Raw genomic sequence first — 17338 nt, 5'->3', positions numbered from 1 at the left:
GCGCGGCAGTTCTCCGTCGCGAGTGAGCCGTTCGACCCGTGTGATCCGGCCCGGACGGCGTACTGCAGGAGCATGGCACGCACGCAGACCCTCCACTTCACCACGCCCGGCCTCGACGAGAAGGCGGCCCAGCGGGTCGTCGAGCTCCTCCAGAGCCGGCTCGACGCCTGCACCGACCTCCACCTCACGCTCAAGCACGTCCACTGGAACGTCGTCGGCCCGCACTTCATCGCCGTCCACGAGATGCTCGATCCCCAGGTCGACACGGTCCGCGGCTTCGCCGACGACCTCGCCGAGCGGATCGCCACCCTCGGCGGCTCGCCCCAGGGCACCCCGGGCTCCCTGGTCGAGCGCCGCGCCTGGGACGACTACGACATCGGCCGCGCGACCACCCAGCAGCACCTCGCCGCGCTCGACGTCGTCTACCAAGGGGTGATCTCGACCTACCGCGACGGCATCAAGGAGCTGGACGACCTCGACCTGGTCACCCAGGACATGTTCATCGCCCAGACCGAGCAGCTCGAGCTCTTCCACTGGTTCATCCGCGCCCACCTCGAGGACACCGGCGGCAACCTGAGCACGGCCGGCGCCACCACCGAGGAGGAGGCGGCCGCCGAGGCCTGAGGCCACTTCTGCGCTCGGTCCATCTCAGCGAACGCTGAGATGGCCCTTCCGTGATCGGAGCCGCCCGCGGACCATGCGCCCATGCTGGTCACGCCGATCGGGATGCTCCGGACACCCCACACGCAGCGCGAGCACACCCCGATCCAGGCCACGGCCAACCTGGCCGAGGAGGGCGTGGCGGAGATCGACGCCCGCTTCGCAGCCGCGCTCGACGGCCTGTCCGCCTTCTCCCACGCCTGGCTGCTGACCTGGCTCGGCGACGACCCGCCGACACCGCTCGACAGCCTGCACCAGCGTCCGTTCCTGCGCCAGGACGGACCCCCGCTGGGCGTCTTCGCCATGCGCGGACCCCGCCGGCCGGTCCCGATCGGCCTCAGCCTGGTCGAGGTCGTGGACGTCGGCGACACCCGGCTGCGCTTCCGCGGCGTCGACATGGTCGACGGCACCCCGCTGCTCGACATCAAGCCGTTCTTCCCCGCCGCCGACCAGCCCCGCTCCCCCGTGCGGGCGGGCTGGTTCGACGAGGTCGACGTACCCGAGGGCGCCACGCCGGCCTCCCTGCGGGCCGCTCCGGCCGAGGACGACGGACGTCCCTGACCGGGCACGGCGAGCGTCGCACGGATCCGCTGGGGCCCGCGAACGACACAGCCTCGGTCCCTGCGTCTCGCAGGGACCGAGGCTGTGTCCGTCCGGTGGGCGATACTGGGTTCGAACCAGTGACCTCTTCGGTGTGAACGAAGCGCGCTACCACTGCGCCAATCGCCCGGGGCGGCCCCGAAGGAACCGCGGTCGGAGACTCTAACCTATCTCGCCGCCGCGTTCACATCGGGGACTCCCGGGGTACGCCGGCACGACTCAGCCGAGGTGGTGCACCTCCTGCAGCCGGTGCACCGGGGTGTCGATGCCCGCGTGCCGCGCCTTCAGCTGGAGCGCGAGGTAGAGCGAGTAGTGGCGCGACTGGTGGAGGTTGCCGCCGTGGAACCAGAGGTTCTCCTGCTGGGTCGGCTTCCACATGTTGCGCTGCTCCCCCTCCCACGGACCGGGGTCCTTGGCGGTGTCGGAGCCGAGGCCCCAGACCTTGCCGACCCGGTCGGCGACCTCCTGGCTGATCAGGTCGGCGGCCCAGCCGTTCATCGAGCCGTACCCGGTGGCGTACACGACCAGGTCGGCGGGCAGCTCGGTCCCGTCGTCGAGGACGACGGACGTCTCCGTCAGGTGGTCGACCTGGCCCTTCGCCAGCCTCACGTCGCCGTTCGCGACCAGCTCGGCGGCACCGACGTCGATGTAGTAGCCCGAGCCCCGCCGCAGGTACTTCATGAACAGCCCCGACCCGTCGTCGCCCCAGTCGAGGTCGAAGCCGGCGGCCTCCATCCGGTCGTAGAAGTCCCGGTCGCGCTCGCGCATCCTGTCGTAGAGCGGGATCTGGAACTCGTGCATGATCCGGTACGGCAGCGACGCGAAGATCAGGTCGGCCTTCTCGGTCGTCACTCCCGAGGCCAGCGCGCGCTCGGAGTAGAGGTCGCCGAGGCCGATGTCCATCAGGGTGTCGCTCTTGACGATGTGCGTCGAGGAGCGCTGCACCATCGTCACGTCCGCGCCGGTCTCCCACAGCGCCCCGCAGATGTCGAACGCCGAGTTGTTGCTGCCGATCACGACGACCCGCTTGCCGGCGTACGCGTCGGGCCCCGGGTGCTGCGAGGAGTGGTGCTGCTCGCCACGGAAGACGTCCATGCCCGGCAGGTCCGGGAGGTTGGGCTTGCCCGACATGCCGGTCGCCATCACCAGATGGGTGGGCTTGAGCACGAGCGGCTTGCCGTCGCGCTCGAGGTGGACGGTCCACTCCCCTGTCTCGTCGTCGTAGGTGGCCTTCGTCGCGATCGTGCTCGACCAGTACGGCACCTCCATCACCCGCGTGTAGAACTCCAGCCAGTCGCCGACCTTGTCCTTGGGCGCGAAGACCGGCCAGTTGTCGGGGAACTTGAGGTACGGCAGGTGGTCGTACCAGACCGGGTCGTGCAGGCACAGCGACTTGTAGCGGTTGCGCCACTGGTCGCCGGGGCGCGGGTGCTTGTCGATGACGAGGGCGGGTACGCCGAGCTGGCGCAGCCGCGCGCCGAGGGCGATGCCGCCCTGGCCGCCGCCGACGACGAGGACGTAGGGCTGGGTGTCGACGCCGAGCGCGGCGTCCTGGGCCTCGCGCCTCTCCAGCCAGGTCACCCGCTCGCGGTTCGCGCCGTGCTCGGCGCCCATCGGGCGTCGTGCTCCCCGGGGCTCCTCGTGTCCCTTGAGCTCGTGGAGGGTGGTGAGGAAGGTCCACGCCTTCGGCCCGTCCTCGTCGACGATCCGGACCAGCCCGCGGCCGCGGCCGACGGCGGTCTCGAATTCGAACCACGCCGTCGTCACGCCGTCCTCGGTCGCGGCGGGCTCGGTGAGCCGGAAGCCGCTCGGGTCGACGCGGTCGAGGGTGGCGCTCAACAGGTCGGCGACGCCGTCGGGGCTCTCCACGGTGGCGATATTCCAGGTGAAGGCGATCAGGTCGCGCCAGAAGCTGGTCGCGGCGAAAAGGCCGGCGGCGCGGTCGACGTCGCGGGCGGTCAGGGCGTCCTCGAAGGCGGCGAGCCAGGTGGTCGCCGGGTCGGGGATCTCGGTCGGGGCGGCCGTCGTGGGCCGGTCGTCGAGCTGGGTCATGGCGAGAAGTCGACCTCCGGCCGGCGTACGCCGGGAACCGTTGCACGTTGTTGCATGTGGCCCCGATCACATCGGCCCACCTACTGTGGGGTCATGGCCACGCACGACCTCGCGATGCGGGCCCGCGACCTGGTCCGGATCCACGACGCGGTGCTCTCCGGCACCGCGCCGCCGGAGCGGCCGCGCGCGGTCGTGGCCCGCTCCTGGTCGCGGGTGCTCGGCCTCGGGATCGACCCGGACGGCCGCAACGGCCGGGACCCGCTGCCGCCCGCCGACGTCGAGGAGCGACGTCGTACGTCGCGGCTCTCGCTGGTCGTCGACGAGATCCGCGAGCTGCTGCTCAGCGCCGCCGACGCCTCCAACTACCTCGTCGTGATCACCGACGCCGACGGCGTGGTGCTGTGGCGCAGCGGCTCGCCGCGGGTGAAGCGGCAGGCCGACGGCCTGGGCTTCGCCGACGGCGCGACCTGGACCGAGGCGGCCGTCGGCACCAACGCGATCGGCACCGCGCTCGAGGAGGGCTCGCCGGTCCAGCTGTTCTCCGCCGAGCACTTCGAGAACGCCCAGGTCCCCTGGTACTGCACCGCCTCCCCCATCCACGACCCGATCGACGGCTCCCTGCTCGGCATCGTCGACGTGAGCGGGCCGGCGCTGACGTTGCACCCGGCGATCGAGGCGCTCGTCACCGCGTCCGTCCGGCTCGCCGAGGCCCGCCTGTGGCGCCACCACGAGGAGCGCCTGGAGCAGCTGCGTCGTACGGCGGAGCCGCTGCTGTCCGGCGCCAACGGCCCCCTGCTCGTCGTCGACGACCACGGCTGGGTCGCCGCCCACCAGGGCGTCGCCGTCCGCGACCGCGTCGAGACCCCGCAGCCCGACCGGGCGCTCGCCGTACCCGGTCTCGGGCTGTGCCTCCCCGAGCGCCTCCGCGGCGGCTGGCTGATCCGGCCCTCATCGTCGGCGCAGGTGCTGGAGGCGGTCCTCGACCTCGCGTCGGCCCCCGCGATGCTGGAAGTGCGCGGCGGCGAGGCACCCTGGCGGGTGGCGCTGACCCCACGGCACGCCGAGCTGTTCGCGGCGATCGGCGCGTCTGGCCGGGCCGGCCTGTCGGCCGGACAGCTCAGCCACCGCCTGTACGGCGACGGCGAGCACCAGGTGACGGTGCGGGCCGAGATCTCCCGGATGCGGCGGGTCCTCGGCGCCCTGCTCGCGACCAACCCCTACCGGCTCGGTGACGGGGTGACGCTGAGCGTGGTCGGCGACCGGGAGGCGTGACCGTCCTGCCGTCGCGGCAGGTCGACCCGCACTCGCTCCAGGCCGGTTCGAGACCCGCGTCGACGCCTCGACGAGCTCCATCGGCACACCGGTGGCTGACCGAGGTCGTCGACGACGAATCCAGCGGCAACGCACTCGAGCTTCTCGCCGTGAAACGTACAGATGAAATGCCGCAAGCGCGCATGCCAGCCGCCGCGGTGGTACTCGTGGACGGAGTTCTCCATGGAGGGCTTCGTCGTAGCTGCCGCCCGCGGCCCCCGACACGAGAACGGGGTCGGCGCCCCAACCCTGCACTGGGACGGTCCTGCCACCGGCACGACGAGCTCCTGCGGGCCGATCTGCGCGGCGACCGCTGCCCAGGCATCCGCAAGCGCGCGCTCGACGTTCTCGTCATGGGTCCACGGGCCGGCCTGGCTGTGCTGCCAGTACCGCGTCCGTGCTTCGGGTCAAAGCGGCCAACGCGTCACGCAGCTCCGGATCGAGTGCCATGTAAAGCACGGTATCGGGGCGGAACGCCGGTGATCGGGTGGGGAACTCGACCGCGGCCTTGAGGGACAGAAGCAGACGAACGGCGTCCGCCACACCCGCCACTCTCACCCGACGTCTCGCCACCTCAACGAGCCGCCGACGGTCCGGCGCTGTATCGCCGGTGGCCAGCTCGATCGCGCGGTTCATCGACGCAAAGCCGGTCGGCAACTGGCGGTAGTGACTCGTCATGCGTCGGAGGCTGCCCGGTCCCACGCATCCGCGAAGACCGATGCAGCGCATCGCTCGAGTTGGTCCTCGTAGTCGATCGCCTGGTCCGTGAGACCGCCCCAGACGTCCTCGATGTGCTCGGCCGAGTATCGATGACCGTCACCGCTCGCCTCGATCGTCACCTGGCGGATCGCGATGAGCTCGCCGTCGACGTCAACCGCCTCGAAGTACCACCACTCGTTCTCATCGTCAGGCGAGCGCCCAACAAAATGGATCCGAGGCCGAGCAGAGCGCCCGAGTTGGCGGTAGTACTCGATGATGCCCTCGACAACCACGAGATGAACGTACTTGAACGAGTCGACGGAATGCCCCCAGAAACAGGACAGGAGCGGCCAGATCTGGCCGCTCCTTGTTCCCCGCATGGTCCCGATCTCAGGTCCAGAAAACCCTGCACTGACCTGCGGAAACCTGGTGGGCGATACTGGGTTTGAACCAGTGACCTCTTCCGTGTCAAGGAAGCGCGCTACCGCTGCGCCAATCGCCCCTGTGGAGTTGTGGTGGAGGTGGGTACGGGATTTGAACCCGTGTACACGGATTTGCAGTCCGTTGCCTCGCCTCTCGGCCAACCCACCGCGAAGGCCTTTCCCAAAATTACACTCTGGACTGACCTGGTCAGCCAGTGGGTCTGACCTCTCCGAGCGGACGACGAGGCTCGAACTCGCGACCTCAACCTTGGCAAGGTTGCGCTCTACCAACTGAGCTACGTCCGCATCGCACTGCGTCGCCGGCCTCTCGGCCCGCTCTGCGGTGCGGTTGAGAACACTAGCCGATCCGGTGAACCCCGCCAAAACGGGGGTCCACCTCGGGCATGTCGGAGGGCATGCCGGCGCCTCCTAGGCTGGCCCCATGCGTGTGTGGATCAACGGCCGGCTGCTGCCCGACCCGACGACGCCGGCGGTGCCGGTCACCGACCACGGGCTGACCGTCGGGGACGCGGTCTTCGAGGCGGTCAAGGTCGTCGGGGGGCGGCCGTTCGCGCTGGAGCGGCACCTCGACCGGCTGGAGCGGTCGGCGGTGGGGCTGGGTCTGGTGGGCCTCTCCACCGATGAGGTACGACGAGGGGTCGCCGCCGTCCTCGAGGGCGACCCGATCGCGCTCGGCCGGCTGCGGATCACGGTCACGGGAGGGAACGCCCCGCTGGGCAGCGGGCGCGGGGCGGACCCGCTGACGGTCATCGTGGTGGCGGCGCCGATGGATCCGGCGCCGGAGACGACGGCCGTCGTGACGGTGCCGTGGCCGCGCAACGAGCGCGGTGCGCTGGCGGGCCTGAAGACGACGTCGTACGCGGAGAACGTCGTCGCGCTGGCAGCCGCTCGGGAGAAGGGCGCGAGCGAGGCGGTCTTCGCCAACCTGGCGGGCGACCTGTGCGAGGGCACCGGCACCAACGTCTTCTATGTCATCGACGGCGAGGTGCGGACGCCGACGCTGGCGAGCGGCTGCCTGGCGGGCGTGACCCGGGCGCTGGTGCTCGAGTGGTTCGGCGCGACCGAGGTCGACGAGCCGATCGAGGTGGCGGCGGGAGCCGACGAGATCTTCCTGGCGTCGACCACCCGCGACGTGCAGGGCGTGCACCGCTGGGACGACCGTGAGCTGCCCGCGCCGGGACCGGTGACCCGGGCGGCGGCGAAGGTCTGGCGCGAGCGCGAGGCGGAGCTGCTCATCCCGCCAGGAAGCTGAGCCGCACCTCCCGCTCGTGGTTGTCGACGTTGAGGTCGACCAGGCAGATGCTCTGCCAGGTGCCGAGGGCGAGGCGGCCGGCGAGCACCGGCACCGAGGCGTACGGCGGCACCAGGGCAGGGAGCACGTGGGAGCGGCCGTGTCCGCGGCTGCCGTGGCGGTGCCGCCACCGGTCGTCGGCGGGGAGCAGCGTGGCGAGGGCGGCGAGGAGGTCGTCGTCGCTGCCGGCGCCGGTCTCGAGGATCGCGAGGCCGCAGGTGGCGTGGGGCACGAAGACGTGGAGCAGGCCGTCGTCGTACCCCGCGACGAAGTCGGCGCAGTCGCGGGTCAGGTCGAGGACGACGTCGTGGTCGCCGGTGCGGTAGGTCCGGGTCGCGGAGTCCATCGGACCATCGTGGCACCCGCCCGTGGTGAGGCAGAGTGGGGTTGCCTCACCACGGCCCGACCGTGTCAGGGAACAGGCACGGACCGGGGTACGAGCGGCGCAGCATCCCGAGCATGCCGGGGCCTCGCTCCACACTAGGACCGCTCCGGGGCGCCCGGAGGCGACTTCGCCAAGGCTTTACCCACACCACCAGAACGCCCTGTCCGGCAGGGCCGGACAGGGCGTCCCGTGCCCGGCGAGTGTGGGGTTCGCCGGGCACGATGTGGTTGGGGAACCGCGACCGAGAATAGTCGCCGGCGCGGCGCCGTGGGGCGAAATCGCCCGACTTCGACGTCGGGCGATCTCGGGGTGGCGTCAGCCGGAGGTGCCGTCGACCCGCGGCTCGACCAGGGGGTCGCTGGGGTCGACCGGGTCGACCGGGTCGGCGTCCTCCGCCACCGGCCTCGGGTACGACGACGGGCCGTCCGGCCGCGCCGGACCGCTCCCCTGCGCCCGCTTGGCGGCGAGGGCCCCGATCACGCCGACGAGACCGAGCGTCACCAGGACGAGCAGTACCTTGCGTCCCCGGTGCCGCTCCTGCGGCAGGTGGTCGGCGACGGCGTCCGGGAGCCGGTCCACGACCGGGTCGGGGATCCTGCGCGCCAGCGCCTCGGCCGCGTGGGTGCCCTTCTCGACCGCCACGGCGCGCCCCTTGTTCACCAGGGGCGGCGTCCTCTCGGCGACGGTGTGGACGGCGGACTCGACCTCGGGCACGACGGCGTCGACCAGGTCGCGCAGGTCGTCCCTCAGCTGTTCTGCCGTGCTCTTGCGGTGCATGGGTGCCTCCTCCTCGGTTACGGACTACGCAGTCGCAGTACCCGTTCCCGCGCAGGCAACCCCACGGGCGTCAGCGCGCCGCGACCCGGCCGAGGTCCGCCGAGCACTCGTTGCACCGGACCCGCCGCTGGTGCTGGTCCGGCGGCTCGCCCAGCAAGCGGCGGTACCAGCGCGTCTGCTCCGTCAGGCGGGAGCACCGCGGGCACCAGTCGTGCCGCACCCACGGTCCGAAGTCCTTCCCCATGCGGGCAACACTGCCTGCTCCCGCGGGCCCTGTCGTGCGACTCGGCCGGGTTCGGCCGGCGCGCCGCCCAGGTCTGGCCGGTCGTCGCGGGGCGGCGTAGTCCCACGGGACCACTGATCCCGCCGAGGGGTCCCGCGCGGCCGGGACCGGGCCTCAGCCGGATCAGCCGTCGTCGGTCGCGAAGTCCTCGTCGTGGGTGCCGGGGCGCGGCGCCCAGGGCAGCTCCTTGGCCGGGCGTACGACGATCAGCCGGTCGCCGCGGGCGAGCAGGGTCACCACCGGGTCGAAGTAGCGGTACACCTTCTCGTCGCGGACCACGGCGATCACCTGGTCGGGCAGCGACTGGGGCGGCATGCCGACCTCGGTGACGAGCAGGTCCCGCTCGGCGACCTCGAGCCCCTCGCCGTAGGTGAGCAGGTCCTCCATCACGGTGCCCAGGGTGGGCGAGAGCGTGGACAGGCCGAGCAGCCGGCCGACGGCGTCGGAGGAGGTGATGACCGAGTCGGCGCCGGACTGGCGCATCAGCGGGGCGTTCTCCTGCTCGCTCACCGCGGCGACGATCCAGGCGTCGGGGTTGAGCTGGCGCACGGTGAGGGCGGCGAGGACGTTCGAATCGTCGCGACCGGTGGTGATGATGACCTGGTCGGCCTCGGCGACGCCAGCGCGCTGCAGGACGCCGCGGCGGGTGGCGTCGCCGGTGACGACGGCGAGCTGGTCGGCGTGGGCGTCGGACAGCGCGACCGGGCTCGGGTCGACGACGACCACGTGCTCGCGGTCGAGCCCGTTGTTGACCAGCGTCTCGACGGCGCTGCGGCCCTTGGTGCCGTAGCCGATCACCACGACGTGGTGTCCCATGTTGTTCCTCCATCGGGCGATGCGGAAGAGCTCGCGGCTGCGCTGGGCGAGCACCTCGAGCGTGGTGCCGATCAGGAGCACGAGGAACCCGATCCGGGCCGGGGTGATGATGAACGCGTTGACCAGGCGGGCGCCGTCGCTGGTGGGCGCGATGTCGCCGTACCCGGTCGTGCTCAGGGTGACGGTCGTGTAGTAGATGGCGTCGACGAGGGTGACGGTGCCGTTCGGGTCGCCGGGCGTCGCGTCGCCGGTGTCGCGATAGCCCTCGCGGTCGAGGTAGACCAGCAGCACCGTGCCGACGAGGATCCCCAGCGCGAGCAGCAGCCGGCGGCCCAGCTCCCACCAGGGCGAGCGGATGCGCTCGGGCAGCTCGACCTGCCCCGTCCGGCGGGTCTCCGCCGGTCCTCTGCTCACCACGCCCACGGCCGGGAACCTACTCCACCGGGTCCGGCGTACGGCGGAGCAGGCGGTCGAGCAGCTCCCGGCGCGCCCGCTGCGTCGCCTCCTGCGGGAACACCTCGTCGAAGGCGGCGTTGACACCGGCGCCGATCAGCACCGCCAGCGCGGCGATGTAGAGCCAGATCAGGATCGCGATCGGCGCGGCGAGCGGACCGTAGATCGAGTGCGAGTCCTCCGCGGTGACGGTGAGCACCCACCGCAGCAGGTAGGACCCCACGATCCAGCTCACCAGGGAGAACACCGCGCCCGGGAGGTTGAAGCTCCAGTTGGTGCGGACCGGGACCGAGACGTGGTAGAGCGTGGCGAGGAAGCACACGCACATCACGATGATCAGCGGCCAGTAGAACTGCATGAGGAACTCGGCGCGATTGGGGAGCCAGGAGCGCACCAGCTTCGGTCCGGCGACCACCAGCGGCAGCGTGATCGCCCCGGTGATCACCGCGAGGATGTAGAGCACGAACGACAGCGCCCGGGTGCGCACGATCCCCCGGTGCCCGCCCAGCCCGTGCATGATCGTGATGGTGTCGACGAAGACGTTGAGCGCCCGCGAGCCCGACCACAGCGCGAGCACGAAGCCCAGCGAGATCACGTCGAACCGGCCGCCCCGCAGCACGTCGTCCATCGTCGGCTTGATGACCTTGTCGACCGCGGTGTCGGTGAGGAAGCGCGAGAACAGCTCGACGACGGCGCGGCGTACCTCCTCCACCTGGGCGGCGGTGAAGTGGTCGGTCACGTAGCCGACCCCGCCGGCGAGGGCGAAGATCAGCGGCGGCACGGAGACCACCGCGAAGAAGGCGGCCTCGGCAGCGAGCCCGGTGACCCGGTACTTCAGGCAGGAGCTGACGGTCGTCACGACCAGCCGCCACACCAGCCGCGCGAGCCGGCGGAGCCACGGCAGGCGCTGGGTGCCCGCATCCTCCGCCATAGGCCTCACGCTAGCCGCCCGGAGCCACTGCCCCGCGGACCCGGCCGGTCCTACGATCGGGTGATCTGCATCGCTCGGGTTCCCACCGCAGGAGGACGCCGTGCACGACCGCTCCGCGCTCGGTCCCGCCGACGTCCCCGACGCGCTGCTCGCGGCCATGGTGGCGCGGCTCCTGCAGGTCGACGACGTCGAGCTCGTCGCCTCCTCCGCAGTGCCGGTGGACTACGACCTGCCCGCGATCACCACCGGCGGGCGCTGGTGGGTGAGCGGGACCGCCGCCGTGGACGGGCACGCCCGCGACTTCCGGATCTTCGTCAAGCACGTCCACGAGTGGTCGCGCTCGCCGTTCTTCGCCGACCTGCCGGAGGAGATCCGTCCCTGGGCCGCCCAGCAGGTCCCGTGGCGGACCGAGGGCGCGGTCTACCGCTCCGACCTCGGCGACCGGCTCCCCGCCGGACTGGCGATGCCGCGCGCCGTCGGCGTCCACGACATCGACGACCTCGCCTACAGCGTCTGGCTGGAGGTGGTCCCGGCGGTCGAGGTGGCGTGGGACCGGGAGCGGTACGCCCGCGCCGCCCACCTGCTCGGCCGGCTCGCCGGCAGCGCCTCCGTCAGGGAGCTCGCCGGGGTCGGCGGGCACGAGTGGGACATCGGCCGGTACGTCGAGGGGCGGCTGCGCTTCCAGGTCCTCCCCTTGCTCGGGGCGGACGAGGTCTGGCGGCACCCGCTGGTCGCCCCCGCCTTCGGCGAGCTGCGCGGCCGGCTGCTCGGGGCCGCGGACCGGATCGACGCCCTCGCCGCCGAGCTGCTCGCGCTGCCGGTGCTCGTGGGCCAGGGCGACGCGTGTCCCAACAACCTGCTGGTGCGGCCCGACCGGGACGGCTTCACCCTCATCGACTTCGGGTTCTTCACGGCGCTGCCGGTCGGCTTCGATCTCGGCCAGCTCCTGGTCGGCGAGCTGCAGCTCGGACGGGGCACGGCGGACGACCTGGCCGGGCGCGACGCGGCCTGCCTGGCGTCGTACGTCGACGGGCTGGGCGCCGAGGGCGTCGACCTCGACCCGGCGACGGTCGCCCGGGCACACGCCCTCCAGCTGCTCGTCTTCACGGGCCTGTCGTCGCTGCCGTTCGAGCACCTCGACGCGGAGCCCACGAACGCGCTGCGGGCGATGGCCGCCACCAGGGCGGCCATCGCCCGCTACAGCCTCGACCTGCTGGATCAGACCGGCTGAGGCTCCCGCGCCGGCCGGTCGACCGGGCTCTCCGGCGCTGCCGCGTCCGCCGACGGGCCGTGGTCGTCGACCATGGTGGTCTCGTCGAACGGGTCGTCGCCGGCGAGCACCCGGTCCAGCTGGGCGCGGTCGAGACTGCCGGTCCAGTGGCCGACCAGGACCGTCCCGACGGCGTTGCCCGCGAAGTTGGTCAGCGCCCGCGCCTCGGACATGAACCGGTCGATGCCGACGATCAGGCCGACGCCGTCGACCAGCTCGGGGCGGTGCGACTGGAGCCCGCCGGCCAGCACGGCCATGCCGGAGCCGGTGACGCCGGCGGCGCCCTTCGCGGCGATCATCATGAACAGCAGCAGCGAGACCTGCTCGCCCAGCGCGAGCGGGCTGCCGATCGCCTCGGCGATGAAGATCGAGGCCATCGTCAGGTAGATCGCGGTGCCGTCGAGGTTGAAGGAGTATCCGGTCGGGACGACCACGCCGACGGTGGTCTTGTCGACGCCCGCGTGCTCGAGCTTGGCGATCGCCCGCGGCAGGGCGGACTCCGAGGACGACGTGGCGAGGATGAGCAGGAACTCCCGGCCCAGGTAGCGCAGCAGCGCGAAGATGTTGACGCCCGTGGTGACCTTGAGCAGCAGGCCGAGCACCACGACGACGAACAGCACGCAGGTGATGTAGAAGCCGATCATCAGCACCGCGAGGCTCTTCAGCGCGTCGACGCCGCCCTGGCCCGTGACCGCGGCCATCGCGCCGAAGGCGCCGACCGGGGCGGCCCACATGATCATCGCCAGCAGCCGGAACACCAGCCGCTGGAGGTAGCCCACGGCGGTGAGGATCGGGGCGCCGGTCTCCCCCATCCGCTGCAGCGCGAACCCGACGAGCAGGGCGACCAGCAGGGTCTGCAGCACGCTGCCGCTGGTCACCGAGCTGAACAGCGAGGTCGGGATGATGCCGAGCAGGAAGGCGGTCGTGTCGGCGTGCCCCTCGGCCGCCTTCTCCTGGGCGGTCGCCGCGGCCTCCGCGGTGAGGTGCAGCCCGTCGCCGGGGTGCAGCAGGTTGCCGACGATCATGCCGATCGTCAGCGCGACCGTCGACATCGCCAGGAAGTAGCCGAGGGCGAGGCCGCCGACCCGGCCGACCCTGGCCGCGCTGGCCACGGAGCCGACGCCGAGGACGATGGTGCAGAAGATGACCGGCTGGATCATCATCTTGATCAGGTTGACGAAGCCCTCGCCGAGCGGCTTGAGCTCGACGGCGAAGGCCGGGAACAGCAGGCCGGTCGCGATGCCGAGCAGCACCGCGCCGATCACCGCGAGGTAGAGGTAGTGCGTCCGCGAGCCGCGCTGGGCGGCGGTCGCCGTGCTGGTCGTGCCCATGGTTCCTCCGTGGGTCGTCCGATGGTCCGGGCTGGTTCACCGCAACTGTGCGACCGGGCGTGACGACCGTCACCGTTGTGTTCGTTGTGTTCGTGGCGCAGGTCACACGGACGGCCCGCCGGTGGGTGAGAATGACGGGGTGCCGCGTCCCCACCTGCTCCGCGACCGGCCGGTCGCCCGGCAGGTGCTGGTCCTGCAGGTCGGCACCGTGCTGCTGCTCGTCGTGACCGGCATCCTGATGGCGTCGTACGACGCCCGGCGGGACTCGCGCAGCCGCGCGACGCAGCGTGCGGTGGCGGTGGCCCAGACCGTCGCGGACTCCCCCACCGTCCGCGACGCGCTGCGCGGCATCGACCCGACCGCCGTGCTGCAGCCGTGGACCGAGCAGGTCCGCCGCGACACCGACACCGACTTCGTCGTCGTCATGGCGCTGGACCGGACCCGCTACACCCACACCGACCCCGCGCAGATCGGCGGCAGGTTCGTCGGCGACCTCGGCGACGCGCCGGAGGGCGGGGTGTTCACCCAGCAGTACACCGGCACCCTCGGCCCGTCGGTCCGCTCCGTCGTACCCGTCCAGGACGGCGACCGGGTGATCGCCCTCGTGTCGGTCGGCATCACCGTGAGCGACATCAACCGCGGCCTGCGCCGGGACGTCACGGTCGTGGTGCTCTGCGGCGGGCTGGTGCTGCTCCTCGGCCTGGCCGGCGCCTGGCTGCTCGGGCGTCGGCTGCACCGGGTCACGCACGGCATGGGCGAGCAGGAGCTGGCCCGGATGTACGAGTACTACTCGGCCGTCCTGCACTCGGTGCGCGAGGGCCTGCTGCTCCTCGACGGCGAGGGCCGGGTGCAGCTGGTCAACGACGAGGCGCGGCGGCTGCTCGCGCTGCCCGACGACGTCATCGGTACGCCGATCGAGGATCTCGGCCTCGCGCCGGGCCTGGTCGCCGCCGCGCGCGGGCGCACCGCCGAGTCCGACGACCTCTACCTCGCCGGCGAGCGGATCCTGGTCGTCTCCTCGGCTCCGGCGCGCTGGGACGGCCGCGACGTCGGCTCCGTGGCCACCCTGCGCGACCACACCGAGCTCCGCTCGGTGACGGGCGAGCTGGAGGTCGTCCGCCGGCTCACCGAGTCGCTGCGCTCGCAGAACCACGAGTCGGCCAACCGGCTGCACACCGTGGTGTCCCTCATCGAGATGGGGCGGCCGGAAGAGGCGGTCGAGTTCGCCACCTCCGAGCTGCACGTCGCCCAGCTGCTCACCGACCGGGTCGTGGGCGCGGTCGACGACCCGGTCGTGGCGGCGCTGCTGCTCGGCAAGTCGGCCGAGGCGGCCGAGCGCGGGATCGACCTCGCCGTCTCCGGCGCCGTGCCCGAGGGCACCGGCGTGCCGGGCCGCGACCTGGTCACCGTCGTCGGCAACCTCGTCGACAACGCCTTCGACGCCGTCGCGGACGCCGACCCGCGGCGGGTCGCGGTCTCCTTCGAGGGCGACGCCGGCGCGCTCGTGGTCCGGGTCGGCGACAGCGGGCCGGGCCTCGACGACACGGCCGCCGCCCGGGTCCTCGACCGCGGCTGGACCACCAAGGCGACGCCCGGCACCGGCCGGGGGCTCGGCCTGGCCCTCGTCGTCCAGGCGGCCCGCAAGCACGGCGGCGACGTCGCCGTCGGCCGCTCCCCGCTCGGCGGCGCGGAGTTCGTCGTCACGCTCCGCCCGGGCGCCGAGGGGGCCGCGCCGTGAGCGTGCGGGTGCTCGTCGTCGAGGACGAGGAGCTGGCCGCGGAGGCGCACGCGGCGTACGTCGGGCGGGTTCCCGGCTTCGCCCTCGCCGGCGTCGCCCGCTCGGCCCGCGACGCCGCGCGGGCGCTGGAGACCGCCCGCGACGCCGGGACGCCGGTCGATCTCGTGCTCCTCGACATGAACCTCCCCGACGGGCACGGCCTGGGCCTGCTCGCCGGCATCCGTGGCGCCGGCCACCTGTGCGACGTGATCGCCGTGACGGCCGCCCGCGACACGCAGGTCGTGCGGCAGGCGGTGGGCCAGGGGGTGGTCCTCTACCTGCTCAAGCCGTTCACGTTCGCGACCTTCCGCGCCAAGCTCGAGCAGTACGCCGCCTACCGGGCCGAGCTCGCGGCCGCGCCGGCCGAGGTGGTGCAGGACGAGGTCGACCGGCTGCTCGGGTCGCTGCGGCCGAGCGCGACCGCGCCGCTGCCCAAAGGGATGAGCGCGGAGACGCTGCGCGCGGTGACCGCCGCGCTCCGCGAGGCCGGCGGCGAGCTGTCGGCGAGCGAGGTCGCCACCGCCGTCGGCAGCTCCCGGGTGACGGCGCGGCGCTATCTCGAGCACCTCGCCGACCAGGGGCTCGCCGCCCGCGGCCTCAGGTACGGCGCGAGCGGCGGGCGGCCCGAGGTGAGCTACTCCTGGCGCTGAGGCCGCGGCCTCAGCTCAGGTCGAGACCGGGGTACAGCGGGTGCTTGTCGAGCAGCTCGGCCGACGCCGCGCGGACCCGGTCGGCCACCCCGTCCGCGAGGACGTAGGACGCCTTCGACGGCGCACCGGCGGACGTCGTACCGGCCTCGGTGCTCTGCAGCACCTCGACGATCAGGTCGGCGACGGCGTCGAACTCCGCCGCACCGAAGCCGCGGCTCGTGAGCGCGGGCGTGCCGATCCGGATGCCGGAGGTGTACCAGGCGCCGTTGGGGTCGGAGGGGACCGAGTTGCGGTTGGTGACGACGCCGGCGTCGAGCAGTGCGGACTCGGCCTGGCGGCCGGTCAGGCCGAAGGATGACACGTCGAGCAGCACGATGTGGTTGTCGGTGCCGTCGGTGACGAGCTTGGTGCCGCGCTTCATCAGGCCCTCGGCGAGCGCCTGGGCGTTGTCGGCGATGTCCTGGGCGTAGTCCTGGAACTGCTGGGTGCGCGCCTCGGCGAAGGCGACGGCCTTGGCGGCCATCACGTGCGACAGCGGGCCGCCGAGCACCATCGGGCAGCCGCGGTCGACGCTCGGGGCGTACTCCTCGGTGGCCAGGATGAAGCCGCCGCGCGGGCCGCGCAGCGACTTGTGGGAGGTGCTGGTGACCACGTGGGCGTGGGGCACCGGGTCCTCGTCGCCGGTGAAGACCTTGCCGGCGACCAGGCCGGCGAAGTGGGCCATGTCGACCATCAGGGTGGCGCCCACCTCGTCGGCGATCTCGCGCATCTTCGCGAAGTTCACCCGGCGCGGGTACGCCGAGTAGCCGGCCACCAGGATGAGCGGCTTGAACTCCTTGGCCTTGGCGCGCAGCGCGTCGTAGTCGAGCAGGCCGGTCTCCGGGTCCGTGCCGTACTGGTTCTGGTGGAACATCTTGCCGCTGATGTTGGGCCGGAAGCCGTGGGTGAGGTGGCCGCCGGCGTCCAGGCTCATGCCGAGCAGGCGCTGGTTGCCGAGCTCGTGGCGCAGCCTCTCCCAGTCGGCCTCGGAGAGCTCGTTCATGTTCTTCACGCCGGCGTCGTTGAGCCACGGGCCCTCGACGCGGTGGGCCAGGATCGCCCAGTACGCCGTCAGGTTGGCGTCGATGCCGGAGTGGGGCTGGACGTAGGCGTACTCCGCGCCGAACAGCTCGCGGGCGTGCTCGGCGGCGAGCGACTCGACGGTGTCGACGTTCTGGCAGCCGGCGTAGAAGCGGTGGCCGACCGTGCCCTCGGCGTACTTGTCGCTGAACCAGGTGCCCATGGTGAGCAGCACGGCGGGCGAGGCGTAGTTCTCGCTCGCGATCAGCTTGAGCGACGCCCGCTGGTCGGCGAGCTCCTGGCGCGTCGCGTCCGCGATGCGCGGCTCGACGGAGGCGATGACCTCCAGGGCCTGGCTGTAGGCGCTGCTGACGAGGCCGGCGTTGAGGGAGTTGTCGCTCATGGCGCACAGCCTAGGGTGTGGCGCGGGGCGGGCCCGTGCGGGCGGCGTGCACCGAACCTACTGGCGGGTTGGCAGGCCCCGCCTGGTGTGACGTGCGTCGCAGGTCCCGCGTGGACTCCCTGGTGAGACCGCCGCTTCGTCCACATC

17 protein-coding genes and 4 tRNA genes are annotated in these 17338 nt (G+C 72.3%); 7 read left to right on the top strand and 14 right to left on the bottom strand.

Annotated elements, in window-relative coordinates:
* The first annotated feature begins 72 nt into the window (after positions 1-72).
* A complete protein-coding gene (dps, locus tag FIV44_RS28065; RefSeq protein ID WP_141007315.1) occupies positions 73-624 on the top strand; it encodes a DNA starvation/stationary phase protection protein Dps in 552 nt (183 codons plus the stop codon).
* A gap of 81 nt (positions 625-705) precedes the next feature.
* Positions 706-1221: an SAM-dependent methyltransferase gene (locus FIV44_RS28060; RefSeq protein WP_141007314.1), complete on the top strand. Its 516-nt coding sequence runs from the start codon at positions 706-708 to the stop codon at positions 1219-1221.
* Positions 1222-1317: 96 nt separating this feature from the next.
* Here FIV44_RS28060 and FIV44_RS28055 read toward each other — a convergent pair.
* Together FIV44_RS28055 and FIV44_RS28050 are read right to left on the bottom strand one after the other, a co-directional pair.
* Positions 1318-1389, bottom strand: a tRNA-Val gene (locus FIV44_RS28055).
* A gap of 90 nt (positions 1390-1479) precedes the next feature.
* Positions 1480-3312 (bottom strand): NAD(P)/FAD-dependent oxidoreductase, encoded by a 1833-nt coding sequence (locus tag FIV44_RS28050; RefSeq protein WP_141007313.1) that lies wholly within the window; start codon positions 3310-3312, stop codon positions 1480-1482.
* A gap of 93 nt (positions 3313-3405) precedes the next feature.
* Between FIV44_RS28050 and FIV44_RS28045 the strand changes: the two genes are divergently transcribed.
* Positions 3406-4584, top strand: coding sequence for a GAF domain-containing protein (locus FIV44_RS28045; protein ID WP_141007312.1), 1179 nt, complete (start codon positions 3406-3408; stop codon positions 4582-4584).
* Between the two features lie 390 nt (positions 4585-4974).
* Here FIV44_RS28045 and FIV44_RS28040 read toward each other — a convergent pair whose 3' ends face one another.
* From FIV44_RS28040 to FIV44_RS28020, 5 genes are all read right to left on the bottom strand, one after another.
* Positions 4975-5301, bottom strand: coding sequence for a hypothetical protein (locus FIV44_RS28040; protein WP_141007311.1), 327 nt, complete (start codon positions 5299-5301; stop codon positions 4975-4977).
* A complete protein-coding gene (locus FIV44_RS28035; RefSeq protein ID WP_141007310.1) occupies positions 5298-5615 on the bottom strand; it encodes a hypothetical protein in 318 nt (105 codons plus the stop codon). Before FIV44_RS28035 ends, FIV44_RS28040 begins: the two co-directional genes overlap by 4 nt.
* Before the next feature lie 134 nt (positions 5616-5749).
* Positions 5750-5824: transfer RNA gene (locus FIV44_RS28030), tRNA-Val, on the bottom strand.
* A 14-nt stretch (positions 5825-5838) separates the two neighbouring features.
* A tRNA-Cys gene (locus FIV44_RS28025) sits at positions 5839-5912 on the bottom strand.
* A gap of 65 nt (positions 5913-5977) precedes the next feature.
* A tRNA-Gly gene (locus tag FIV44_RS28020) sits at positions 5978-6050 on the bottom strand.
* 136 nt (positions 6051-6186) lie between these two features.
* Between FIV44_RS28020 and FIV44_RS28015 the strand changes: the two genes are divergently transcribed.
* The gene (locus FIV44_RS28015; protein ID WP_141007309.1) at positions 6187-7017 is read left to right on the top strand and encodes an aminotransferase class IV; all 831 of its coding nucleotides are present in this window, start codon (positions 6187-6189) and stop codon (positions 7015-7017) included.
* On the opposite strand, the gene FIV44_RS28010 is transcribed toward FIV44_RS28015, so the two are convergent.
* The 5 genes from FIV44_RS28010 to FIV44_RS27995 all read right to left on the bottom strand — a co-directional run bounded on the left by FIV44_RS28010 (position 6998) and on the right by FIV44_RS27995 (position 10701).
* A complete protein-coding gene (locus FIV44_RS28010) occupies positions 6998-7402 on the bottom strand; it encodes a YjbQ family protein (RefSeq protein ID WP_141007308.1) in 405 nt (134 codons plus the stop codon). The two genes, FIV44_RS28015 and FIV44_RS28010, sit on opposite strands and share 20 nt — an antisense overlap.
* 354 nt (positions 7403-7756) lie before the next feature.
* A complete protein-coding gene (locus FIV44_RS28005; protein ID WP_141007307.1) occupies positions 7757-8218 on the bottom strand; it encodes a hypothetical protein in 462 nt (153 codons plus the stop codon).
* A gap of 70 nt (positions 8219-8288) precedes the next feature.
* On the bottom strand, positions 8289-8462 hold the full coding sequence (locus FIV44_RS30940; protein ID WP_181410874.1) for a hypothetical protein: 174 nt from the start codon (positions 8460-8462) through the stop codon (positions 8289-8291).
* A 162-nt stretch (positions 8463-8624) separates the two neighbouring features.
* Positions 8625-9740: a potassium channel family protein gene (locus FIV44_RS28000; RefSeq protein WP_246086665.1), complete on the bottom strand. Its 1116-nt coding sequence runs from the start codon at positions 9738-9740 to the stop codon at positions 8625-8627.
* A 10-nt stretch (positions 9741-9750) separates the two neighbouring features.
* Entirely contained in the window at positions 9751-10701 is a 951-nt protein-coding gene (locus FIV44_RS27995; RefSeq protein ID WP_141007306.1) for a YihY/virulence factor BrkB family protein, read from the bottom strand.
* 100 nt (positions 10702-10801) lie between these two features.
* Between FIV44_RS27995 and FIV44_RS27990 the strand changes: the two genes are divergently transcribed.
* A complete protein-coding gene (locus tag FIV44_RS27990; protein ID WP_141007305.1) occupies positions 10802-11932 on the top strand; it encodes a phosphotransferase in 1131 nt (376 codons plus the stop codon).
* On the opposite strand, the gene FIV44_RS27985 is transcribed toward FIV44_RS27990, so the two are convergent.
* Positions 11920-13302: a cation:dicarboxylate symporter family transporter gene (locus FIV44_RS27985; protein WP_141007304.1), complete on the bottom strand. Its 1383-nt coding sequence runs from the start codon at positions 13300-13302 to the stop codon at positions 11920-11922. The two genes, FIV44_RS27990 and FIV44_RS27985, sit on opposite strands and share 13 nt — an antisense overlap.
* 139 nt (positions 13303-13441) lie before the next feature.
* Between FIV44_RS27985 and FIV44_RS27980 the strand changes: the two genes are divergently transcribed.
* Entirely contained in the window at positions 13442-15040 is a 1599-nt protein-coding gene (locus FIV44_RS27980) for a sensor histidine kinase (RefSeq protein ID WP_246086664.1), read from the top strand.
* The gene (locus FIV44_RS27975; protein ID WP_141007303.1) at positions 15037-15729 is read left to right on the top strand and encodes a response regulator; all 693 of its coding nucleotides are present in this window, start codon (positions 15037-15039) and stop codon (positions 15727-15729) included. The genes FIV44_RS27980 and FIV44_RS27975 overlap by 4 nt, the downstream gene beginning before the upstream one ends.
* 10 nt (positions 15730-15739) lie before the next feature.
* Here FIV44_RS27975 and FIV44_RS27970 read toward each other — a convergent pair whose 3' ends face one another.
* Entirely contained in the window at positions 15740-17191 is a 1452-nt protein-coding gene (locus FIV44_RS27970; RefSeq protein ID WP_141007302.1) for a glycine hydroxymethyltransferase, read from the bottom strand.
* Between the last annotated feature and the right edge of the window lie 147 nt (positions 17192-17338).

This window comes from Nocardioides humi (assembly GCF_006494775.1).
In the GTDB taxonomy this organism is placed as follows: Bacteria; Actinomycetota; Actinomycetes; order Propionibacteriales; family Nocardioidaceae; genus Nocardioides; species Nocardioides humi.
This window is presented reverse-complemented; position numbering and strand designations above follow the sequence as displayed.